Genomic DNA, 23,273 nt, shown 5'->3' with positions numbered 1-23,273 from the left:
AAGGTCGCAAGGACATCCCGCGGGGCCGCTGCTAGTTTCACCACACCCGACGCCGGAGCCCCGGCTCCGGGCTCGTGCCTTCTAGACAAGGTCCGAGGGGCCAATTCCCAATAAAGAAGGGGGAGGAAACGCAGTGACTCAACTCAGTCCCGAAGATCGCGTAGCACACTGGCGCGCCACCCGTAACCTGATGATCGGCCACCTTATCGTGTGGTTCTTTTTCGGGTTCGTGGTGCACGCCTTCGCCGTGCCGCTCAACAACATCAGCTTCTTCCACTTCCCGCTCGGCTATTACATGGCCGCGCAGGGGTCGCTGATCGCGTTCGTCGTCCAGCTTTTCCTGTTCATGAAACAGCAGGACAAGATCGACACCCGCTACGGCGTCGCCGAAGACTAAGGGAGAGGATCTGAACCATGGCTAGAATCTCATTCGAGGGGAAGAGTTTCACCGACAACCTCCCCAAGATCTACGGCATCTACACGGGCGGTTTCCTCGCCTTCTTCGCCTTGATGGCGGTCCTCGAGCAGTTCGGCCTCAGCGCCGACGTCATCGGCATCCTGTTCATCGCCTTCACCATCGCCATCTACGCCTTCATCGGCGTGCTGTCGCGCACCATGCAGGTCGAGGCCTACTACGTGGCCGGACGCTCGGTACCGCCGGTGTTCAACGGCATGGCCACGGCGGCGGACTGGATGTCCGGCGCGTCCTTCGTGGCGCTGGCCGGCGGCGTGTTCATGGGCGGCCATTCCTACATGGCCTTCATCGTGGGCTGGACCGGCGGCTACGTGCTGGTCGCGACCCTGATGGCGCCCTACCTGCGCAAGTTCGGCTGCTACACCGTGCCGGACTTCATCGGCACGCGCTACGGCGGCAAGCTGACACGCTTCTTCGCCGTGGTGGTGCTGTTCGTCGCCTCCTTCACCTACGTGACGGCGCAGATCAACGCCACCGGCACCATCGCCGCCCGCGCGCTCAACATCCCCTTCGAGGTGGGCGTGTGGTTCGGCCTCGCCGGCATCCTGGTGTGCTCGATGCTGGGCGGCATGCGCGCGGTGACCTGGACCCAGGTGGCCCAGTACATCGTGCTCATCATCGCCTACCTGCTGCCGGTGTTCTGGATGTCTATCGCGCAGGACTTCGGCCCACTGCCGCAGTTCCAGTACGGCTACGCGGTGGAGCGCATCATGGAGCTGGAGCAGGTCGTGGGTGTCGGTGCGCCGGCGGTCGCGATCGAGGGCAGGAGCTTCCCGGGCCTCTCGGTGTTGACCACCCTGCATGCCACGCCGGCTGAAGGCGCCATGGCGGCCTGGAAGTTCATCTCCCTGGCCGCCTGCATGATGATCGGCACGGCTTCCCTGCCGCACATCCTGATGCGCTACTTCACGACGCCGTCCGTGCGCGCCGCGCGCACCTCGGTGGCCTGGTCGCTGTTCTTCATCTTCCTGCTGTACTTCACGGCCCCCGCGCTGGCGACGTTCAGCAAGCTGCAGCTGCTCGACCCGAACCTGCCGACGGCCATCATCGGCCAGCCCATCGCCGACGTGCTGGCGCTGGAGTGGGTGCAGAAGTGGAGCGCCATCGGCATGCTCGCGGTGGCGGACGGCAACGCAGACGGGATCCTGCAGATCAACGAGTTCTTCCTGCGCGCCGACATCATCGTGCTGGCGACGCCGGAGTTCGCGGGCCTGCCCTACGTGATCTCGGGCCTGGTGGCTGCAGGCGGCATGGCCGCCGCCATGTCCACCGCCGACGGCCTGCTGCTGGCCATCGCGAACGCGCTGTCGCATGACCTGTACTTCAAGATCGTCGACCCCAAGGCCGAGACCAAGAAGCGGCTGCTGGTCGCCCGCATCCTGCTGCTCGTGATCGGCGCCGGCGGCGCCATCGTGGCCAGCATGAAGCTGACCGGCATCCTGGGCGCGGTGGCGTGGGCCTTCTGCTTCGCCATGTCGGGCCTGTTCTTCCCGCTGGTGCTCGGCGTGTGGTGGAAGCGGGCCAACCGGCAAGGCGCCATCGCCGGCATGGTGGTCGGCCTGGGCGTCGGCTGGTGGTACCTGATCGCGGTGCGTTCCGGCATGGACCCCTGGATCGGCCTGGACCACCTGCGCTTCGGTATCGTGGGCGCCACGGCCAGCCTGATCTCCATGGTGGTGGTCAGCCTGGTCACCCCCGCGCCGGACGAGGAGATCCAGCGCATGGTGGACGAAGTGCGCATCCCGCGGGGCGACACGATCATCTCTGCCAAGAGCTGATCGGGTACGCCTGGTCCTGACGGGGCCGGGGCGAGTGCTGCTCGCCCCGGCCCTTTTTCGTGTGAGAACATTGCGCCTTCAACCGGCTGGAGCTTGCGGATGACCGAGCAGATTCCTTTCTGGGCCGTCGCGCTGGATTACGTGCTCGGCATGATCATGTGGACGCTGATCGGCCGTTTCGGCATGCGCCTGTTCCTGCCCGAAGAAAGCAAGTTCTTCTTCAGCCGCTTCTTCATTCGCGTCACCGACCCGCTGCTGAAGCTGTTCCGGCCCATCACGCCGGCCTTCCTGGTGGCGCCGATGGTGCCGCTCTACGTGGCCTGGTTCTTCTTCATGTTCCGCTTCTACCTCATGCCCTGGATGCTCGGGTACTCGGTCATGGGCATGCTGTCGTTCCCGCTCGAGAGCGAGATCGCGCAGGGGGTGGCTTACCTGGTCGGGCTGCTGCTGAACTAGTTACGAGCGGAAGGTGGCGGCCGCTCAGGCCGCATCGTCGGGCAGGCTGCCTGTGAGCGCCTGGGGATCGAAGTTGCGCAGCAGTTCGCGCCGCACTTCCTGCCAGCGGAAGCGCACCGAGTTGCGCACGATCTCCTCGTCCAGCTCCTTGAGTTCGTCCATGATCGGCGCCCACCGCACCAGGGCCGTCGGGCTCTCGGAAAAAGCCGCCTCGAAACCCCCCACCGCCAGCAGGTCGACGCGCGCGATGCGCTGGCGCACGCGCTCGGCTTCAGCGGCGAACTGGTCGCCCGCCTCCGCCGGACTGCCGGCCGCCGCGAGAATATCGTCTACCATGCCCTGCATCATGAAGCGCACGCGGCCGGTCTCGCGCGGCGCGTGCTGCGCCAGCCGGCTGCCGGCGAACACCGCCAGGTCGGACACGCAGGCGAGCCACAGCTGCCACTTCGCGATGTTGATGCCGGCGACGAACGGGTCGTCCTCGAACAGCTCGGGGTAACGCATCCCCGCGCGGGTGCGCAGGTAGCCGTACAGCGAGGTCTGCGCGACGTGGCTGGCGCGGGTGTCGATGAAGCGTTCCAGCGCCGCGCGCTCCCGGATCGGTTCGCCGCGGCTGCGCCCGGCGGCGCCGATGTAGGACTTGACGGTGTCCCACAGCCGGTCGGGCCGCAAGTCGCTCCAGGCAAAGCGCTCGCGCTCCGCCGGTACATGGCGCGGCACGATGCGCTGGCCGCCTGGCTTGCGGGAACCGGTCATGATGCTGCGGCTGGACCCCTGGGACTGAAGGCGCATTATACGGTTGCACGCGGCGGCGCGGCGGATTCATTTGGCGCTATGATTGCGTGCATGAGCAATCCGCTGGCCGACGTCGAAAGCTTCCTGCAGCAGACCCCGCCCTTCGACCTGCTGGAGGCGCAATTGCTGCGCCGCGCCGCGGGGGCCTTCGAGGCCGTTTACCGTCGCAAGGGCACCGAGTTGCTGGAGATCGGCGCCAGCAACGACCAGCTGTACCTGATCCGGCGCGGCGCCGTGGAAGCGCACGACAAGGACGACAACCTGGTCGGGCGCTTCGGGGAAGGCGAGAGCTTCGGCCTGCAGTCGCTGCTCACGGGCAAGCCGGTGCGCTTCCGCGTCACCCTGATCGAGGACGGCCTGCTGTGGATGATGCCGCGGAAGGCATTCGACGAGTTGCGCGGCGCCTCGCAGGCTTTCGACACCTTCTACATCCGCAGCCTGGAAGACCGGCTGATGTCGGCGCTCCAGTCCGGCACCGGGCGCAGCCGCACCCAGACCCTTTTCATGACCCCCATGGGCGAGCTGGTGGCACGCGAGCCGGTCATGGTGTCGCCGGACACCACCATCGCGGCCGCGGCGAAGCGCATGTCGGAGCACGGCATTTCATCGCTGCTGATCCACGAGGACGACCGCGTCACGGGCATCATCACGGATCGTGACCTGCGCAACCGCGTGCTGGCCCAGGGACGCGACCCCGCGGAACCGGTCACCAGCATCATGACCGCCGACCCGTTGACGCTGGACGACTCGACGCCGGTGCTGGCCGGCATCCTCGCCATGGCGGGGCGCGGTATCCACCACCTGCCGCTGGCGCGTGACGGCCGCGTGGTGGGCATGGTCACCACGCGCGACCTCATGAGCCTGCAGACCCATCACCCGCTCTACCTCGCCGCGCAGCTGCAGAAACAGGAATCGGTCGAGGGCCTGGTGGAAACCTGCCGCCGCGTGCCCAAGCTGTTCGAGCTGATGCTGTCCTCGGGCATCCGCCCGGAAGAGGTCCCGCGGGTCCTGACCATGATCACCGACACGGTGACGCGCACCCTCATCGGCCTGGCGCAGAAAGAGTTCGGCCCGGCGCCGGTGCCGTTCGCCTGGCTCGCCTTCGGCTCCCAGGCGCGCGAGGAACAGAGCCTGAAGACGGACCAGGACAACGGCATCGTCTACGCCGACGACGCGCCGCCTGAAGCCGCCGAGTATTTTCGCCGGCTGGCGCAGTTCGTCTGTGACGGCCTCGACGCCTGCGGCTATCCCTATTGCCCCGGCGACATCATGGCGAGCAACCCGAAATGGCGCCAGCCGCTGTCCGGCTGGCTGAAACATTTCGCGGAGTGGGCGCGCCTGCCGGATCCGGGCGCCGTGCTGCAGGTGAGCATCTTCTTCGACCTGCGTGGCATTTACGGCGACGAAGCGCTGGTGCAGCGCGTGCGCAGGGCACTGGCCGAGTGCGCCTCGGGCTCCGGCAAGGCCGTGTTCCTCGCCGCGCTGGCGCGCCAGGCCGCCGGCTACGACGTGCCGCTCGGCTTCTTCCGGCGCTTCGTGCTCGAAAGCAAGGGTGAACACAAGGAGACGCTGGAGATCAAGGCCGCCGGCCTGCTGCCCCTGACCGACATGGTGCGCATGCTGGCGCTGCAGGGCGGCGTCACCGTCCCCGGCACCCAGGACCGCCTCGCCCAGCTGGTCGCCGCCGGCAAGATGAGCCAGCGCGACGGCGACCGCCTCGCGGGCGCGCATCGCCTGCTGTCGGGCTTGCGCGTGCGCATCCACGCCGAACAGCTGCGCAAGGGCGAGGAACCGCACAACCACCTGCGCGTGCGCTCCATCAGCCACGCGGAGCGCGCTGCGCTGAAGGATGCTTTCCTGGTCATCCGCGAGGCGCAAAAAGGACTGGCGCTGGACTTCCCCGGATGACCCCCTGGCAGCGGCTGCGGCTGGCCCTGGCGAAGCGCAAGTGCAGCTACGCGCCGCAGGCGTGCCTGCTGGAGCACGCGCCCCCGGCCGGGCGCCAGCGCGTGGCGGAAGTCGAGCTCGTTGCCATGGACTTCGAGACTACCGGCCTCGATCCCGCGCGCGATCACATCATCGCCGTCGGCTGGGTGCTGTTGCGTGGCGATCGCATCGTCATGGCGAGCGCGCGCGAAATCCGCGTCCGCAACGAGGCCGCGGACGGCGTCGGCCAGAGCGCGATCATCCACGGCATCACGGACAGCGACCTGGACGATGCCGACAGCGTGGACGGGATGCTGGCGCACCTGTTGCCGGAACTCGCCGGACGGGCCGTGGTGGCGCATGCGGCGAGCATCGAGCGCGGCTTTCTGAACGCCGTGCTGCGCCGGCTCGGCGGGGTCCCCCTGCCGAATCCCTTCATCGACACCATGACGCTGGAGCGCCGGCTGCTCGAGGGCAAGGGCGGCAGCGTGCGGGAGCTGCACGGCGACCTGACGCTGGATGCCTGCCGCGAACGCCGCCAGCTGCCCGAGCACCAGCGTCACTCGGCCGGCGCGGACGCCATCGCCTGCGCCGAGCTGTTGCTGGCGCAGCTGGACGAACTGGGCGGCGCGCGTGGCACGCGGCTGAAGGAACTGCTCTAGAACAGGCCGTAGCGCCAGGCGAGCAGGATCGACAGCGACCACCACATGATCTGCTGCAGGGGCAGGCCGACGCGGAAGAAGTCGGTGAAACGGTAGCCGCCGGCCGACAGCACCATCAGGTTGGTCTGGTAGCCGATCGGCGTCAGGTAACTCATGTTGGCGCCGAACAGCACCGCGAGCACGAAGGGCTCCGGCGGCACGCCGAGCCGTTGCGCCACGAACATCGCCACCGGCGTGCCCAGCACCGCCGCGGCGTTGTTGGTCACGAACTCGGTCAGCAGCGCGATGACCAGCAGCAAACCGGCCAGAGCCACAAAGGTCGGCCAGGGCTCGGCGACCATCACGTACAGGCCCGCGACGTAGTCCATGCCACCCGTCACCGTCAGCGCGCGGCCGAGAGCCAGGCTGGTGACGATGACGATGATGAGGCGCCGGTCGAGCGCGCCGAGCGCCGCACGCCAGTTGAGGCAGTTGCTGGTGACCATGGCGAGCACGCCGAGCAGCGCCGCCACGGTGATGGAGAGCGCGCCGGTCGCCGCCAGCAACACGACGCTCACCATGATGGCGCCCGCCAACGGAGCCTTGCTGGTGTGCGGCAGGTCCATGGAGCCGTCCACCACCAGCACGTTGCCGAGGCGCTTGATCACGTCCAGGGCAGCCGCGGACCCCTGGACGAGGACGATGTCGCCGGCGCGGAGGAACACTTCGCCGATGTCCGTGACCTCGGCGCCGGGCGAGCGTGGCCGATGCACCGCCACCGGCAGCAGGCCGTGGTGGGTGAAGAACGGCACGGTCTTGAGCGTGCGCCGGTGCAGCGGCGAGCCGCGGGTCACCACGATCTCGGCCATGCGCTGGTCGCCGGCCTTCGGCGCCTCGCCGGCGGCCAGGGCGTGGCCCGGATCGAGCGCGTCGTACAGCGCCACGTCGAGCTGTTTCTCGAAGCGCTTGAGCCGGTCCGGCGTGTCGCGCACATGCAGGCGGTCCCCGGCGCGGATGGTCACCGAGGGCAGCCTGGCGACGAACAGGCCCGGCCCGCGCTCGATGGCGCTGAGCTTCATGGCGCCCTCGGTACGCGCGATGAGCTCGGAGATGGTGGCGCCGATGACGGCGCTCTGCTCGCCGACGTGCAGCACCGCCTCGAACACGCGCGGCGAGGTGTCGGGCATGGGCGCGGTGCGCGCGGGGATCAGGCGCGGCGCCACCAGCCAGAGGTACAGGATGGCGAGTCCGGCTGCGACCACCGCGATGGGCGTGAAATGGAACATGCCCATCGGCGCCAGGCCCATCTCGGCGGAGACCTGCACCACCAGCAGGTTGGTGGAGGTGCCGATGGTGGTGCAGACGCCGCCGACGATGGTGGCGTAGCCCACAGGCATGAGCATTGAAGAAGCGGGCGTCCCGGTGCGCAGGCCGACGCTGATCAGGATCGGCAGCAGCATGGCCACCACCGGGGTGTTGTTGAGGAACATGCTCAGCGTCGCCGCCAGCAGCAGCGCCACCAGCAAGGCGAAGGTCGGACTCTTCAGCCACAGCCGCGCCAGCCGGTCGGCCACGGGCTGCAGGGCGCCGGTCACCTCCAGCCCGCGCGTGCACATGAGGAGCGCCATGATGGTGATGAGTGCGCTGTTGCCGAAGCCGGCGAGGAAGTCACGGGTGCCGATGGACTGGCCCGACGGCGAGACGTAGGGGAACACCTCGAACCCGACCACCAGCAGCGCCAGCACCACCAGAGCCGAGTTCTCCATGGGGATGCGATCGCGGCTGAACAGGAACAGCGCGACCACCGCCAGCAGCATGACGGCGAGGCCGTGCAGGTCCGGCGGGGCTGGAGTCACGGTCGGCGCGGCCGGCGCGGGGGATTGATGGGGACGGTCCCCGTCAGTGGACGACGATGTCGAGGTATTCGGCGCCCCGCATCAGCGTGCGGAAGCTGGTCTGGTCCACGTGCACCAGGTCCTCGTGGTCGCCGGCCTCGAAATAGACCTGGTCGGAGTCGCGCAGGCGCAGGTCGACCACGGTCGGGACGCGGTAGTCCGGCCCGAGCGGCGGAATGGCGCCCTTGTCGCAGTCGTAGAACAGCTGGTCGAGCTGCTCCTCGGGAATGAAATCCAGGCCGGGGCGGCGCAGGGCGGCGCGCAGCCGCTCCAGGTCCAGGCGCTCGCTCGCCGGGACCACGGCCAGCAGCGGGCCGATGCCGTCCTTCAGCACCACGGCCTTGGCCAGGGTGCTCGGATCGACGTGGGCCGTGCGCGCGGCCGCCAGCGCCGTGTCACTGTGGTGATGACGGAGGATCTGGAAATCCACCCGGGTCAGGGCGAGCGCGTAGTTGACGGTCTTGGCAAGGCTCATCTCGATGCTCCGTCGGATCGATGTCGACTGATTATAGCGGTCCGGCGGCCGGCCCATCTGGACTTGTTCCAGCCGGACTCAGATTCCGGGGAAAGGCTCGACCCGTCCGGGCAGGGTGCCGGTGTCCACCAGCTCGGCAAACTCGTCGCCCAGGCGCCTGGCGGCCGCGATGGCGGTCCGCCAGCGTCGCAACCGCTCCTCGGCCTCGAATGCCTGGAAATCCTTGCGGTCCGGGATCCTGCCGCCCGGCAGCCCGGCGACGAACGACGCCGAGGGACACAGCAGCACGGTGCGATCGAGGGCGCGGCGGCCGGCCCGGCGCCAGGGCAGCACCTTGTCGAACCAGCCCGGGACCAGGTGGGGATAGAAATGTGGGTAGAGCACCAGCCCGTCCTCGCCGGAGAGCGGGCTGTCGAAGTGGTAGTCGATGATGCCGCCGTCGCGGTAGATGCCGGGCATGGCGCCGGGAATCTCGCGCACGCCCTCGAGCACCAGCGGCACGGCCCCGGAGGCGAGCACGGCGGGCGCCAGGTTGTCCCGGGTCAGCGGCACGGTCTCGCCCGGGAGGATGTCCGGGTCCAGGAACGGGGCGCGCCCGCGCGGATCATGGAACAGGACCCGCTCGAAGGTCAGGCCCAGCGTCCGGCGCGACACGGCGTTGCCCAGGGCGGCCACGAGCAGGCCCAGCTGTTGCACCCAGGGCGTCTCGGACGCGGCCATGTGCCGCGCCCGCGCGACGACGACGTTGAGCCTGATGGTCGGGTGGCGCAGGGCCTGGCCGGCACCGTCGTCCCCGAGCACGTGACGCAGGATGCCGCGACTGGTCTCGGTCACCTGCGCCGGCGCCGGCCGGGCATCGTAGGTCTGGGCGAGATAGGCCTCCTCCAGCCGGTCCAGTGCCGCGAGCGGATCCGGCATCGCGTGGCAGCAGGCGCGCCAGGCGCCGATCGAGGAGCCGATGACGAACAGCGGCGAATGCCGTCGCGCCACGAAATGCGTCGCCAGGGCACGGTCCAGCCCACCGATGGAGAACCACTTGGCGCTGCCCGAGGCGCCCGCCATGACCGCGAAGGCGTCGGGGTCGAAACCGTGGGTCCGCAGGTTGTGGAGGGCCGTGGGGCCGGCCAGGATGCGTAGCGCGTGTGCTGCCATGCAACGAAGGATACGGGCCCGGGACGCATCGGGACAGTCCCTGCTACCATCCGGCCGATGATCGAGACCGGCCCTGCCGTCACGCTGACTTTCGTGGTCTACCTGCTGGTGGTGCTGGCCATCGGCATCATCGCCTGGCGCAGCACCGCCAACTTGCGCGACTACATCCTGGGCGGGCGCCGGCTGGGCCGCTGGACCACGGCGCTGTCGGCCCAGGCCTCCGACATGAGCGGCTGGCTGCTGCTCGGCCTCCCCGGGTACGCCTACGTGGCGGGACTGGAATCCGCCTGGCTGGTCATCGGCCTGCTCGCCGGCACCTGGCTCAACTGGCGCTTCACCGCCAGCCGCCTGCGCATCGCCACCGAGGCCTATGGCGATGCCCTCACGCTGCCCGAATACCTGCAGCGCCGCTTTGCCGACCCCTACGGCCTGCTGCGCCTCCTCGGCGCGGGGGTGGTGCTGCTCTTCTTCACTTTCTACACCGCCTCCGGGCTGGTCGCCGGCGGCAAGCTGTTCGAGACCGTGTTCGGCCTGCCCTACACCTGGGCGGTCGCCGCCGGGGCGGGCGCAGTGCTGGCCTACACATTCATCGGCGGCTTCCTCGCGGTGAGCTGGACCGATGCCCTGCAGGGCATGCTGATGCTGGCCGCACTGGTGCTGGTGGCCTGCTTCGGCGTCGCGGTCACGGGCGGCTTCGACGGCCTCGCCGCGGGCCTGGCGGAACGCAACCCGGCCCTGCTGAATGCCTTCACCGACAACACCGGCGCACCCCTGACCGTGATCGGCGTGGCGTCGCTGCTGGGCTGGGGCCTCGGCTATTTCGGCCAGCCCCACATCCTGGCGCGCTTCATGGCCGTGCGTTCCGCCGCCGAGCTCGACGCCTCGCGCCGCATCGCGGTGGGCTGGGTCATCATCGCGCTCGGCGCCGCCATGACCGTCGGGCTCACCGGCGCAGCCTGGCTCACACCCGGGCTCGCGGGAGCAGACACCGAGAAAGTGTTCATGGCGATGGCGGCGGCGCTGCTGCACCCGGTGGTCGCCGGCGTGTGCCTGGCCGGGATCCTCGCCGCGGTGATGTCCACTGCCGATTCGCAGCTGCTGGTGGCCTCCTCTGCCGTGTCGGAGGACTTGTATCGGGACCTGCTACGGCCGCAGGCCCGGCCCGGGGAACTGCTCTGGATCGGCCGCTTCGCCGTGATCCTCATCGCCATCGGCGCGTTCTTGCTGGCGCTCGATCCCGACAGCAAGGTGCTGGACCTGGTGGCGTACGCATGGGCCGGCTTCGGCGCCTCCTTCGGGCCCACCCTGCTGGCCTCGCTGTACTGGAAGCGCATGAGCCTCGCCGGCGCCTACGCCGGCATCCTGGCAGGCGGCATCACGGTCGTGGCCTGGAAGTCGCTCTCGGGCGGGATCTTCGAGCTCTACGAGATCGTCCCCGGAGTGCTGTTCTCCGCCATTGCCGTGGCGGTCTTCGGCCGCATCGGCCCGGCGGCACCCGCGCCCGAGGCCTTGCGCCACGCCTGAGGCTGGCCGGCAGCGCCGCGCCGCGCCGGAAGCCGCGCGCGGACTTCAGGCCAGTGCCAGCACCCAGGCGCCCGCAACCACGCCCAGCGCCGCGAGCGCGGCGGCTGCCTGCACGTCCCGCCGCCGCAGTACGTCCGGCGACAACCCCGCCGCCAGCCATCCCGCCCCCAGTCCTGCCGCGAAGCCCCACAGGTGCGCACCGATGTCAGTCCGCTCCCCGCCGGTGCCGGTGAAGGCGAGCAGCGCCACCGCCCCGATCACCGGACCCCAGCGGTACCAGCGCCCCTGCGTGCTGGCGCGCCGGCCCGCCCAGGCCAGCGCGCCGAGCAGGCCCAGCGCCGCGAAGACCGCGGTCGAGGCGCCGATGGCGCGGTGGTCGAAGCCCTGCAGGATGACATTGACCACGTTGCCGCAGGCCCCGGCCAGCAGCACCAGCAGCCAGGCGACGCCTGAGCCGAGGTAGCGCCCGGCGAAGCCGCCGAACAGGCCGCCGAAGAAGATGTTGCCCGCCAGGTGCTGGAGATCCGCGTGCAGGGTCAGGGCAGTCACGGCCCGCCACCACTCGCCGGCCCGCATAGCGACCCCATCCACGCGCCCCGCGGCCAGCCAGTCGCGGTCGAGGGCGAAGTTGGCCACCGCCAGCGCCACGCCGACCACGACCAGCACGTAGCCGACCGCCCCCGGCCGCCCGTCCGCCAGCGGCTGCCGCGGCGGCGGCTCCGCCGGGCGCGGCGGGTTCTCCGCCTGCCAGGCCGCGATCTCGGCGCGGGCCCGGCCCGCCTCGTGCGGCGCCACGATGACCACCCAGGATCCGCCCAGGTCGTGCAGGACCGGGCGCAGGCCTACGGCTTCCAGCACCAGCGCCGCCTCGGCGCAGGCGCCCCGGCGGCGACTGCGATACACCAGCTCCGGGGCGTCGTAGTCGGTTTCCATCGGGCTATCCTCCCCGTGCCGGGCGCGCAACTCAATGGGCCTGCCGCGTCGCAGCGTGCACGTGTCACAAAACCGGCTATGGTCAATCCGGCAGCCCGGCGCGCCACGGGTATCCGTGCTATGCTGCGATGCAACAGAAACGGCCGGAGAGCGTGAGAACGCCCGCATGACGCCAGACCGCCTGTTCGATGCCAGCTACCGCGAGGAACTGACCCTCCCCGACGGCACCCGGATGCGCCTGCGCCTGGCCGACCGCGGCGACCGGGACGGCATTCTCGCGGCATTCGACCGGCTGTCGCCCGAAACCCGCGTGCAGCGCTGGTTCTATCCCAAGATGCGCCTCACCGAGGCCGAGATCGAGGCCCTCGTTTCGCCCGCCGACCACGACCACGGCGCCATCGTGGCCGTGCAACTGGACGAGCACGACGCCGAAGCCGCGCCGATCGGCATGGCGCGCTTCGTGCGCAGCCGCGAGGATCCCGCCGCCGGCGAGATTGCCATCACCATCGTCGACGACTGGCAGGGGCTGGGCATCGGACGCATCCTGCTGCACCGCCTGCTCGCCATGATGAGCGAGCGCCGCATCCCCTGGGCCGACGGGCGCTTGCAGGCCGAGAACCGGCGCATGCGCCGGCTGCTGGAGCCCTACGTGCCGCCGGGCGGTTTCCAGCGCGAGGACGAGCTGTTGCGATTCCGCTTCCCGGTGCCGGCGCTGGGCGACCCGCTGATGGCGCAGCTGGCGCGCAACGCCGCCGCCGTGACGCACATGTTCAAGCGCATGGCCGAGGGCGGGCTGGTGCTGCCGCTGGCGCTGGCCGAGAAGCGGCTGCAGGCGCTCGGCCCCAAGGCCTTGCTGGAGACGCTGCAGCGGCAGGACCGCCCGAAGCCGGCCCAGAGCAAGCCGGCCCAGAGCAAGCCCGCCAAGAGCTAGCCCGCGCCGGCAAGAGAACGGCCGGGACGGCCTTGCGCCATCCCGGCCGCGGGACCGCCCGTGGGGCGATCCGCGTGCGCCGGCGGGGGATTGCTAGCGCACGCTCACCTTGTGGCGGCTGACCTTGGTGGCCTTGGGGATGACCAGCTCAAGGACTCCGTCCTTCAGTTCGGCCTTGGCCTTGTCGCCGACGACGTCCACCGGCAGCGGGATGATCCGCTCCATGGCGCCGCGCGACATCTCGGCCCGGTAGAAGTGCTCGGAGGATTCTTTCTCCGAGGTCTCCCGGTTGACCGCAATCGTCAGGAAATCATCCGCCACGGTGATCTCCAGCTCGTCCTTGCTCACCCCGGGGAGCTCAGCACGAATCAGCAATTCGCTCTCGCGATCCACCATGTCGATCCGCGGGAACTTCAGTTCGAAGTCCTCGAGTTCGGCAAGCAGCGGACGCCTCCAGCCCATGGGCTCCATCAACGATCTCGAGAACAGGTTCTCGATGAAGTCTTCCATGCCCAGGAGGGGCTTGCTCATCCGCGCGACGCTCCTCGAGCCTTTCCCCGATACCTTCGGGGCCGTCTCGCGTACCGTCGACATGCTCATCACCTCCCATGTGGGTGCGTGCCAGGAGAAACCTTCTCCTGACATTTAAAAGCTAGTGCGTGGGACGGCGACGGCTATGGAGGGAACTGCGGATTGACCGGAAACCGCGACAAATCGGATCAAGAGCCGCCGCTGGAACTCTTAATCAGTCACTTAGCTGGCTTCGGACGCATGCGGGGCGGACCGTCGCCGGCCCGCCCCGCTCTTTGTGCTGCTGGCTGCGGAGGCTACTTCTTGCCGCCGCCCTTGCCGCCGCCACCACCGCCGCCGCCTTTGCCGCCGCCACCGGTATTGGGCGCCGACACCGTCACCTGCTGGGACGCCGAATGGCTCGCGCCCCCGTTGTCGGTCACGGTCAGGGTGACGGTATAAGTGCCGGCTGCCGCGTAGGTGTGGCTTGTCGTCGCACCGCTCGCGGAGGCGCCGTCGCCGAAGGTCCAGGCATAGCTGCTGATCGTGCCATCGCTGTCGCTCGAGACGCGGCCATCGAAGCTGCAGCCCAGGTCGGTGCAGTTGGAAGTGAAGCTGGCCGTCGGCGGAAAGTTCGGGTCCGTGCCGCCGCCGCCACCGCCGCCGGAGCTGTCGCCCAGATAAGCGATGGCGTCAGCTGCCTGAACCAGTCCGAAGCCGTAGGCATTGTCCCGCCCTGACGGGCCGAGGTCGATGGCCGTGGCCTGCAACGCCTCGCGCACCTGCGCCGCCGTGGCGCCCGGCACGCGGCTCCACACCAGCGCCGCCACACCGGCGACGTGCGGCGTCGCCATCGAGGTGCCGTTGTAGATGTCGTAGTCGCCCGCGCCGAGCTCGACACCGCCGCGGGTCGCGCTGCTGAGGCCCGTGAGCGCGGCCTGGCCGTCGGCCTGCGAGATGCTCAGCGAGGGGATCCCCGTCGGCGTGGTGCCCAGCGTGCCGCTGAACAGGCCCGGCTCGTTGTTGTAGATCACCGCCGCCGAGCCGCCGCCATCCTGGCAGGCCAGCACCTTGTCGGCGAAGCTGATGCCGCCGCGCTCGATGAGGCAGATGGCGCCGCCCGTGGCGCTGCAGGTCGCCGTGCCGAGACCGCAGTTCACGACCGGCTTGTCGGCGACGGTCCCCGTCGGGGAGCCGTCCATGCCGGCACCAAGGTAGGCGGTGCCGCCCACGCTGAAGGAGGCCACGAAACCCATGCCGCGCGGCACCGTGGACACCACGGACACGCCCGGCCCGGACAGCTCCACCTGGCTGTTCTGCTGCGAGAAGCTGGCCACCAGGCTGTTCTCGTCCACCGCAGCGACGGAGACCACCGACGGGTAAGACGCGGGGTAGCTCAGCTGGGTGGTCCCGTCATTGCCGGCCGCGGCGATGGAGAGCACGCCCTGGCCGGCCAGGTTGTTGAAGATGTTCTCCTCGGTGGCGGAGGCGCAGCGCCGCCCGGTGCAGCCGAGGCTCATGTTGATCACCTTGGCGCCGGCCTGCGCGCAGGCATTGGCCGCGCTGGCGACCGAAGACGCGTAGCTGTAGGCGCAGGTGGCGCCATCGAAGACCTTGCCGATGACCAGGCTGGCATTGCTGCCGAGCACGCCGACCACGCCCGCGCCGTTGCCGCCCCGCGCGGCGATGGTGCCGGCCACGTGCGTGCCGTGACCGCAGGTGTCGGTGTCCCACCGCTGCCCGGAGGAGGCGAAGCCGGACACCGCGTTAGTTGGCAGGTCTTCATGGCCGAAGTCGTAGCCGGAGTCGATGACGCACACCTTGACCGGGTTCGCGCCGGGCGCTTCGCCGCCGCTGGCGGGATCGGCCTGCACCATGGGGATGCCGTAAGGCAGCGTCTCCCCCATCGGGTAACGCGGCGGATCGACCTCAATGTACTCGACGTTCGGATTGCGCGCGATCCCGGCGAGCGCCTGCCCGGGGATGCGGAAGGCCGCGGCGTCGTAATCCGCAAGGTCCACCAGCAGCTCGGCGCCGGCGCCGCGCAGCGCGGCCTTGCCCTGCGGTCCCTTGCCTTCCTTGAACTTGACGATGAAACGGTCCTGGTCGGGACCGGGCGCGGCGAGCGCAAGACCGGCGAACAGGAACAACGCCGCAGCGAGCATAACGACCATCGGCGCAACGATGTCGCGCGGGCTCAGCGCCCGGTAACGGGTAAGACTCATCGGTTCAACCTCTCCAGACTTGGGGCCAGCTCGCGGTCTCGGCGCCGCGTTCAGCGGAATCTGCCACCGTCCGCGCCCGAAGTCACCCCCGACGTTTGTCATAAGCCCGGACCGATGTCGCGGAATTCAGGACGCGTCTGCTCGGCTCAGGCCTCAGCCTCGATTGATCCGCTCGAGGTCCCCGCCCGCATGCGCCAGCACCTTCGGGTCCATGACCCGACGCCACAGCGGCGGGACCATGGCCAGCAGGAACATGCCGTAGTAGCCGGTCGGCAGCTGTGGGGCCTCGTCGAAGTGCCTGAGGCTCTGGTAGCGGCGCGCCGGCCAGGCGTGGTGATCGGAATGGCGCTGCAGCTGGTACAGCAGCAGGTTGGAAATGACGTGATTGGAGTTCCAGCTGTGGCGCGGCGTACAGCGCTCGTAGCGGCCGTCCGGGCGGCGCTGGCGCTTCAGGCCGTAGTGCTCGACGTAGTTGGCGGCAGACAACAGGCTGTAGGCGAATACCGCCTGTAATAAAAGGAAGGGCAGCAAGCCCGGGCCGAGCCAGTAAAGCAGGGGCGTCCAGAACAGCACGCTCAGCGCCCAGGCCTGCAGGTTGTGGTTGGCGAAATGCCAGGGGCCTCGGCCTTGCGCGGCGAGACGCTCGCGTTCCAGCTGCCAGGCGCGCCGGACGGCGCCGGGGATCTCGCGCAGCATGAAGCGGTAGTAGCTCTCGCCCAGGCGGGAAGACGCCGGGTCCTCCGGCGTGGCGACGTCGCGATGGTGGCCGCGCACGTGCTCCACCACGAAGTGCCCGTAGCAGGACGGGGCCAGGGCGGCGCGGGCCAGCCACACCTCGAGCGGCGCCTTCTTGTGGCCCAGCTCGTGGCCGGCGTTGATCCCCGCACCACTGGTCCAGCCGGCCGACAGGGCCAGGCCGAGCCAGCCCACCCAGCCGAGGCCGCCCTCGACGGCCACCCAGGCCGCGACGGTCACCGTGAGCCACACCGCCGGCACCGCCAGCCAGGCCAGCCAGCGGTACCAGGGATCAGTCTCCAGCTCGGGCACCAGTGTCTCGGGGGGATTCGTCTCGTCCTCGCCGAGCAGGTGGTCCAGCAGTGGCACCAGCCCGTAGAGCACCACCGGCGTCAGCCACAACCAGCCTTCCGCGCCGGTGGAGAGCCACGCCGTGATCCCCGCCAGCGGCAACATGGGCATGAACACCGAGGCCAGCCACCAGTGGCGGCGCCGGTCGGTCCAGGCAGTGACTTCAGCGGGATGAGCAGCCATGCAGACGATAGTGCCGCGGCGATGCCCGCGGCCGCATTGTTCCCATCCGTCAATCCTTTTGTTATTTTCGGCCAACATGAGCGCCCACGGTCCCGCCCCGATGGTTCCACCCGGCCTGCGCCATCCCGCGGCAGGCGTGGCCGTGCTGGCGCGCACCCTGCAGGACCTCGACATCGACCCGTTGCCGCTGCTGGCCCGCTGCGGGCTGGCCGAGGGGCTGGCAGGGACGGGCCAGGCCATCCCCGTGGAGCGTGAAATCGCCTTCATCCGGCTGGCGCTCGAGGTCTCGGGCCGGCCCGACCTCGGGCTGCTCGCCGGTCGCGGGCATCGCTTCCCCGTGTTCGGTTTCTGGGGCCTGGCCCTGGCGGCCAGCCCCACCCTCGCCAGCGCCATCCGCCTCGGGCTGCAGTACGTCGACCTGACCCATACCTTCCTGCGCTGGCGCTTCGAGCGCACCCGGCCCGAGGCGGCGCTGGTGATGCAGGCGGGCGCGCCCCTGGGCGGACTCGAGATCTTTCTCGTCGAACGCGACGCCGCGGCGGCGGCAACGCTGCTGGAGGACCTGACGGGCCGGCGCGGCGGCCTCGCCGGGGCAGAGTTCGCCTATCCGGCGCCGGCCTGGGCGGCCCGCTACGAGGCGGTGTTCGGCTGTCGCCCCGCTTTCGGCGCCGCGCGGCACGCGCTCCGCCTGGCGGCGGCCGCACTGGACCAGCCCCTGCCCGGCGGCGACCCGGTCACGGCTGCAGCGGCCGAGGCGCAATGCCGCCGGCTGCTGGAGGGGCTGTCCCCGGCCGGCGGTTTGTCGACGCGGCTCAGGCGCCTGCTGCTGGACCACCCCGGCCGGCTGCCCACCCAGGACGAGGCCGCACGCGGGCTGGGACTTTCACGCCGCAGCCTGCGCCGCAAGCTGGCGGAAGAAGGTACCAGCTTCCGCGCCCTGGTCGACGAGGTGCGCTTCGGACTGGTCGCCGGCTACCTCGAAAACACCGGGCTGCCGCTGGACGAGATCGCCGCGCGCACCGGCTTCAGCGACGCCGCCAACCTGTCGCATGCCTTCCGGCGCTGGACCGGGGACAGTCCCGGCGCCTGGCGCCGGCGGCACGGGGCTGCGGCTCCGGGGACCGGGCTGGCGACGAATACGCATCGGGAATGAGAGCCGACTGCGTTACCATTGGCGACTTTCGCGCCCGGCCCACAGTAAAGGGAGCGCCGCCGTCTTGAGCATCATGGATCGCCTGCTGACCGCGGGGTTCCGGCACAACAGCCGGAGGCTGACCCGTTTCGCGCGGCCGCAGCCCAGCGAGTCCCTGCCGGCGCCGGACACCGCGCGCAAGTACATGCTGTACCTGCACGTGCCCTTCTGCACCGTGCTGTGCCCCTTCTGCTCCTTCCACCGCGTGTGCTTCGAGGAACACAAGGCGCTGCGCTACTTCAAGAGCCTGCGCCAGGAGATCCGCATGGCGCACGAGGCGGGTTACCGCTTCTCCGACGTCTATGTCGGCGGCGGCACGCCCACGGTGATGCCTGCGGAGCTGGCCGAGACCCTCGGGCTGCTGCACAAGCTCAGCCCCATCGAGAGCATCTCCATCGAGACCAACCCGGACGACCTGCGCCCGGAGGTCATGTCGCAGATGCGCGACGCCGGCGTCACGCGCGTCTCGGTCGGCATCCAGAGCCTGGATGACGAACTCCTCAAGCAGATGGACCGCTACGAGAAATACGGCTCCGCAGCGGAGGTGATAAAGCGCCTGGAGAAAGCCCACGGCTTCTTCGAGACCCTCAACGCCGACATGATCTTCAACCTGCCCTACCAGGACGAGCGCTCGCTGCTGCGTGACATCGACCTGCTGACGCGGCAGCTCGAAGTCAGCCAGGTGACTTTCTACCCGCTCATGAGCGCCGAGAGCACCATGCGCAAGATGCTCAAGACCATGGGCGAGGTCGACTTCGACCGCGAGGGCCACATGTACCGGCTGATCCTCGACGCGCTGCCGGACAGCTACCAGCCGTCCTCGGCCTGGTGCTTCAACCGCGAGCGGGGCACGGTCGACGAGTACATCATCGAGAACGAGGAGTACCTCGGCCTCGGCAGCGGCGCCATGAGCTACCTCGACGGCGTGCTCTACTCCAGCACCTTCTCGCTGAACCACTACAACCGCCAGGTCGACGGTGGCCGCTTCGGCATCAGCCGGCGCCAGCCGCTGACCCGGCGCGACCGGCTGCGTTACTTCATGCTCATGAACCTGTTCGGCCTGTCGCTGGACAAGGCCGTGGCCGAAAAGCGCTATCCGGGCTTCTTCTGGAAGCTGGCGCCCGAAATCCTCGGCCTGAAGATGATGGGTGCGGTGCGCGACGAGGGGGATCGGCTGGTACTGACCGAGTACGGCATGCGCGTCTGGATCCTCATCATGCGCGAGTTCTTCATGGCCGTGTCAGATTTCCGCGACCTGATGCGCCACACCATCCGCGAGGAACTGGACGCGCCCGGCCCCCTCGAGACCCGTATCCCGACCCCCGACCTGCGCCCCCCGGGTACGCATTGACCCTGATTGCGGCGGCCGCCGCACCGCGCAAAATTGACGTCGCCTGAGGTAAGTGTCCGCAAATCCAGCATTTGCGGGCCGTGCCGCCTGAAGGCTCGGCCGGTTTTGGGGCGGCCGAAAACCAAACATGGACTCCCGCCAGACGCGGGGCCGGCGGTCCGGGGACCGCTACACCGGGGTTAACACCATGGCCAGACATCTCTCCTTCCCTGCCCTGCTGTGCGGCCTGCTGGTCGCAGCAGTGCTCTCCCTCGGCGCCGCGACAGCCGACGCCCAGGAGCGCGAGATCCGTTGCGCGATGTGCCACAAGGACACGCACTTCGACTCCACCGCGCATGCCGAGGTGGCCTGCAAGGACTGCCACACCAACGTGACCAGCCCGCGCCACAAGGCCGAGGACCTGGCCGACCTCAGCGGCGACGCCATTTGCGCCCAGTGCCACACCATGGCGCCGCGCGCCGTCGGCCGCAGCGCCCACGCCGACCAGGTGGGCTGCATGGACTGCCACGGCAGCGCCCACACCATGCTCAAGAACGACGACCTGCACTCGCCCATGTCGCCCGTGGGCCAGGTGCAGGTCTGCGGTGACTGCCACCGCGGCCATGAAGGCGGCGGCGGCCTGATCACGGCCTTCGTCGAGAGCGTGCACGGCCGCGGGCTGCTGCGCTCAGGCCTGGTGGCCTCCCCGACCTGCAGCACCTGCCACGGCAGCCACATGGTCTTCCCGGTGGAGCACGAGCGCTCGCACACCTCGTTCAAGAACTCGCCCCAGATGTGCGGCGACTGCCACCAGTACATCTACGAGGAGTGGCTGAACGTCAGCGCCCACGGCGCCGCCTGGCAGGCGGGCGACACCAACACCGCCACCTGCATCGATTGCCATGAATCGCACTCGATCAAGGACCCGACGCTGGGCGCCGATCGCCTGCACATGGCCGACGAGTGCGGCGACTGCCACGGCGACCTGTACAACACCTACCGCGGCGGCTTCCACGGCAAGGCCACGGACCTCGGCCTGGTCACCTCCGCGACGTGCTCGGACTGTCATACCCCGCACAGCACGCTGGGCCAGGACGATCCGCGCTCGACCATCCACCCGGACAACCTGCAGGCGATGTGCGGCGAGTGCCACGGCGACGTGACGCCGGCCTTCGCCTCCTTCAACCCGCACATCAACCCGAACAGCCCGGATGACAATTTCTACGTCTTCATCATCGCCATGGCGATGCATGCGCTGGTGATCGGCGTGTTCGGCTTCTTCGGCATCCACGCCATCCTGTGGCTGCAACGCGGCATCGTCGGCCACATGCGTGGCGAGTTCCTCGGCCACCACAGCCCGAGCAACACCTACATACGGCGCTTCAAGAAGCGCGACATCAGCATGCACAAGCTGATCATCGTGACCTTCCTGCTGCTGGCGGCCACGGGCCTGCCGCTGAAGTTCGCGCATGCACCGTGGGCGCACACGCTGATGGCGTGGTTCGGCGGCGTCGACAACACCATGTTCCTGCATCGCGCCGCGGCGGTCGGCACCTTCGGCTACTTCGTCTGGCACCTGGTGGTCCTGATCCGCCGCCTCATCGCCGGTGAGAAGGGCCTGTTCTGGGGGCCGAACTCCATGACGCCGCAGCTGAAGGACGGCAAGGACATCGTCGCCATGTTCAAGTACTTCCTCTACATGGGTCCGAGACCTGCGGGCGACCGCTGGACCTACTGGGAGAAGTTCGACTACCTGGCGGTGTTCTGGGGCATGCTGATCATCGGCGGTTCCGGCCTGATGCTCTGGTTCCCGAACTTCTTCACCGAGATCCTGCCGCTGCCGGGCTGGGCGCTGAACGCCGCGTACGTGGTGCACAGCGAGGAAGCCCTGCTGGCCACCGGCTTCATCTTCCTGTTCCACTTCTTCCATACGCACCTGCGTCCGGAGAGCTTCCCGCTGGATCCGGTGGTGTTCACCGGCAGCCAGCCGATCGAGCGCTTCAAGGACGAGCGGCCGCTGGAATACCAGCGCATGGTGGAAGAAGGCACCTTGGAAGACCACATCGTGCCGGCGCCGACGCCGGAACAGATGCGCAGCATCCACTTCTGGGGCTTCATCGCCGTCGCGATCGGCCTGGCCCTGGCGGTGGGGATCTTTACCGCACTGCTGATTTATTGATGACTGCAACTATCCGGGCGACCAGGACGGCCGCCCGGGTATTCAACCAGGGATAGGCCCGGGGCCCCGCCGAGAGATCGGTGGGGCCTCGTGCGTCCCCAAGAGGAAAACAACCATGGCTCGACACTTCTTTGCCGCCCTGACCCAGAACCCCATCAGCCTTGCCGGCACTGCGCTGGCGGTGGCTACCCTGACGCTGATCGTGGCCCTGTTCATCGTCCACGCCGTCGGCTTCGAAGGCGGGCCGTATCTCGGCATCGTGACCTTCCTGATCTTGCCGATGTTCTTCGTGCTGGGCTTGCTGATGATCCCGGTCGGGATTTACCGGCAGCGCAAGCGCGCCGCAAAGCTCGCTGCGGAAGGCAAGGCGCCGCCGCTGTTCCCTGTGATCGACCTCAACCAGGAGACGACGCGCAAGGCGATGGTGATCTTCCTGGTGCTGACGCTGGTGAACATCGTCGTGATCGCCGGCGCCACCTACAAGGGCGTGGAAGTGATGGACTCGACCGCGTTCTGCGGCCTGGCCTGTCACGCCGTGATGGAGCCGGAGCACACCGCACACAGCCGCTCGCCGCACTCGCGCGTGGGCTGCGTCGACTGCCACATCGGCCCCGGCGCCGACTGGTTCGTGAAGTCGAAGATGGACGGCGCCTGGCAGCTGGTGGCGGTGGCGCTGGACATCTACCCGCGGCCGATCCATACGCCATTGCACGACTTGCGCCCGGCGCGCGACACCTGCGAACAGTGCCACTGGCCGACGGTGTTCGTCGGCGACAAGCTGAAGATCGATACCATTTACGACGAGGACGAAGCCAACACCGAGCTCAAGAGCGCCATCCTGCTCAAGGTCGGCGGCCTCGCCGGGCGCGAGTCCTCGGGCATTCACTGGCACGTGGACCCGAATATCGAGATCCGGTATCGCTCCGACCCCAGCAGGATGGAGGTCTACGACATCGAGATGACGCTGGCCGACGGCACGAAAAAGGTCTTCCTGGCGGACAACATGCCCGAGGACCCGGGCGAGTGGCGCACCATGGACTGCGTCGACTGCCACAACCGCCCGACACACATTTACCGTCACCCGGGCGAGGAACTGGACATCCTCATGTCCGGCGGAAAAATCGACAAGACCCTGCCGTACATCAAGCGCGAGGGCGTGCGTATCATCGAGGAGGCCGACTACGAGACGAAGGAAGACGCCCGCATCGGCGTGGCCGAGTCGCTGCAGGCCTTCTACCGAGAGAACTACCCGGACCTCGTGGTCGAAAAGGCCGCGGCGATCACGGAGGCCGCGGACGCACTGGGCGACATCTATAGCTGGAACGTGTTTCCGCACATGAACGTGCGCTGGGATACCTACCCGGACCACAGCGGTCACCCGCCGATCCGCAGCCGCGAGAACGCACCGGGCTGCTTCCGCTGCCACAACCGGGAACACAAGACCGCCGAGGGCGAGGGGATCTCGCGCAACTGCACGCTGTGCCACACCGTGCTGGCGACGCGCGAGGAGAACCCGGAGATCCTGCAAGAGCTGAACCCGTAGCGGCCTGCGCGGGAAAAGTTCCCAAGCACTTGCCACAATTGCCC

19 protein-coding genes are annotated in these 23,273 nt (G+C 68.9%); 11 read left to right on the top strand and 8 right to left on the bottom strand.

All coding sequences use genetic code 11. The features are described 5' to 3' along the window. Positions 1–133 precede the first annotated feature (133 nt). From G8346_RS02785 to G8346_RS02775, 3 genes are all read left to right on the top strand, one after another. Entirely contained in the window at positions 134–397 is a 264-nt protein-coding gene (locus G8346_RS02785; protein ID WP_370520522.1) for a DUF4212 domain-containing protein, read from the top strand. Positions 398–414: 17 nt separating this feature from the next. After that, a complete protein-coding gene (locus tag G8346_RS02780) occupies positions 415–2,253 on the top strand; it encodes a sodium:solute symporter family protein (protein WP_166047983.1) in 1,839 nt (612 codons plus the stop codon). Positions 2,254–2,352: 99 nt separating this feature from the next. Next, positions 2,353–2,709 (top strand): YggT family protein, encoded by a 357-nt coding sequence (locus tag G8346_RS02775; protein WP_166047981.1) that lies wholly within the window; start codon positions 2,353–2,355, stop codon positions 2,707–2,709. A gap of 24 nt (positions 2,710–2,733) precedes the next feature. On the opposite strand, the gene G8346_RS02770 is transcribed toward G8346_RS02775, so the two are convergent. Beyond that, entirely contained in the window at positions 2,734–3,465 is a 732-nt protein-coding gene (locus G8346_RS02770; RefSeq protein WP_240901244.1) for an esterase, read from the bottom strand. Between the two features lie 90 nt (positions 3,466–3,555). On the opposite strand from G8346_RS02770, the gene G8346_RS02765 reads away from it, so the two are divergent. Together G8346_RS02765 and G8346_RS02760 are read left to right on the top strand one after the other, a co-directional pair. Beyond that, a complete protein-coding gene (locus G8346_RS02765; RefSeq protein WP_166047979.1) occupies positions 3,556–5,412 on the top strand; it encodes a DUF294 nucleotidyltransferase-like domain-containing protein in 1,857 nt (618 codons plus the stop codon). After that, positions 5,409–6,092: an exonuclease domain-containing protein gene (locus G8346_RS02760; RefSeq protein ID WP_166047978.1), complete on the top strand. Its 684-nt coding sequence runs from the start codon at positions 5,409–5,411 to the stop codon at positions 6,090–6,092. The genes G8346_RS02765 and G8346_RS02760 overlap by 4 nt, the downstream gene beginning before the upstream one ends. Here G8346_RS02760 and G8346_RS02755 read toward each other — a convergent pair. From G8346_RS02755 to G8346_RS02745, 3 genes are all read right to left on the bottom strand, one after another. Then, positions 6,089–7,927 carry an SLC13 family permease gene (locus G8346_RS02755; protein ID WP_206202545.1) on the bottom strand — a complete coding sequence of 613 codons (1,839 nt, stop codon included), beginning with the start codon at positions 7,925–7,927 and terminating at the stop codon, positions 6,089–6,091. The genes G8346_RS02760 and G8346_RS02755 overlap by 4 nt on opposite strands. Before the next feature lie 43 nt (positions 7,928–7,970). After that, the gene (locus G8346_RS02750) at positions 7,971–8,441 is read right to left on the bottom strand and encodes an aminoacyl-tRNA deacylase (protein ID WP_166047976.1); all 471 of its coding nucleotides are present in this window, start codon (positions 8,439–8,441) and stop codon (positions 7,971–7,973) included. A 78-nt stretch (positions 8,442–8,519) separates the two neighbouring features. Further along, on the bottom strand, positions 8,520–9,593 hold the full coding sequence (locus G8346_RS02745) for a patatin-like phospholipase family protein (RefSeq protein WP_166047973.1): 1,074 nt from the start codon (positions 9,591–9,593) through the stop codon (positions 8,520–8,522). A gap of 57 nt (positions 9,594–9,650) precedes the next feature. Here G8346_RS02745 and putP point away from each other — a divergent pair, with 57 nt between their 5' ends. Next, positions 9,651–11,117: a sodium/proline symporter PutP gene (putP, locus tag G8346_RS02740; RefSeq protein WP_166047971.1), complete on the top strand. Its 1,467-nt coding sequence runs from the start codon at positions 9,651–9,653 to the stop codon at positions 11,115–11,117. Between the two features lie 45 nt (positions 11,118–11,162). On the opposite strand, the gene G8346_RS02735 is transcribed toward putP, so the two are convergent. Beyond that, complete coding sequence (locus G8346_RS02735; RefSeq protein WP_166047969.1) at positions 11,163–12,050, bottom strand: rhomboid family intramembrane serine protease; 888 nt, start codon at positions 12,048–12,050, stop codon at positions 11,163–11,165. A 166-nt stretch (positions 12,051–12,216) separates the two neighbouring features. Here G8346_RS02735 and G8346_RS02730 point away from each other — a divergent pair, with 166 nt between their 5' ends. Next, positions 12,217–12,981: a GNAT family N-acetyltransferase gene (locus G8346_RS02730; RefSeq protein ID WP_166047966.1), complete on the top strand. Its 765-nt coding sequence runs from the start codon at positions 12,217–12,219 to the stop codon at positions 12,979–12,981. Positions 12,982–13,074: 93 nt separating this feature from the next. Here the strand turns inward: G8346_RS02730 and G8346_RS02725 are convergent, their stop codons facing one another. From G8346_RS02725 to G8346_RS02715, 3 genes are all read right to left on the bottom strand, one after another. After that, on the bottom strand, positions 13,075–13,512 hold the full coding sequence (locus G8346_RS02725; protein WP_166047963.1) for an Hsp20/alpha crystallin family protein: 438 nt from the start codon (positions 13,510–13,512) through the stop codon (positions 13,075–13,077). A 296-nt stretch (positions 13,513–13,808) separates the two neighbouring features. Continuing rightward, positions 13,809–15,716 (bottom strand): S8 family serine peptidase, encoded by a 1,908-nt coding sequence (locus G8346_RS15010; RefSeq protein WP_166047961.1) that lies wholly within the window; start codon positions 15,714–15,716, stop codon positions 13,809–13,811. 153 nt (positions 15,717–15,869) lie between these two features. After that, positions 15,870–16,985: an alkane 1-monooxygenase gene (locus tag G8346_RS02715; protein ID WP_166047960.1), complete on the bottom strand. Its 1,116-nt coding sequence runs from the start codon at positions 16,983–16,985 to the stop codon at positions 15,870–15,872. Positions 16,986–17,085: 100 nt separating this feature from the next. Here G8346_RS02715 and G8346_RS02710 point away from each other — a divergent pair, with 100 nt between their 5' ends. From G8346_RS02710 to G8346_RS02695, 4 genes are all read left to right on the top strand, one after another. Then, positions 17,086–18,138 (top strand): AraC family transcriptional regulator, encoded by a 1,053-nt coding sequence (locus G8346_RS02710; RefSeq protein ID WP_166047958.1) that lies wholly within the window; start codon positions 17,086–17,088, stop codon positions 18,136–18,138. A gap of 73 nt (positions 18,139–18,211) precedes the next feature. Beyond that, the gene (locus G8346_RS02705) at positions 18,212–19,528 is read left to right on the top strand and encodes a coproporphyrinogen III oxidase family protein (RefSeq protein ID WP_240901264.1); all 1,317 of its coding nucleotides are present in this window, start codon (positions 18,212–18,214) and stop codon (positions 19,526–19,528) included. A 187-nt stretch (positions 19,529–19,715) separates the two neighbouring features. Then, positions 19,716–21,686, top strand: coding sequence for a hypothetical protein (locus tag G8346_RS02700; protein ID WP_166047954.1), 1,971 nt, complete (start codon positions 19,716–19,718; stop codon positions 21,684–21,686). Positions 21,687–21,801: 115 nt separating this feature from the next. After that, positions 21,802–23,229: a NapC/NirT family cytochrome c gene (locus G8346_RS02695; protein ID WP_166047952.1), complete on the top strand. Its 1,428-nt coding sequence runs from the start codon at positions 21,802–21,804 to the stop codon at positions 23,227–23,229. The last annotated feature ends 44 nt before the right edge of the window (positions 23,230–23,273 follow it).

The organism is Thioalkalivibrio sp. XN279, from assembly GCF_011089885.1.
Taxonomy (GTDB): domain Bacteria; phylum Pseudomonadota; class Gammaproteobacteria; order Steroidobacterales; family XN24; genus XN24.
The sequence above is the reverse complement of the archived record's forward strand: the minus strand, read 5'-3'. Positions and strand labels throughout refer to the sequence as shown.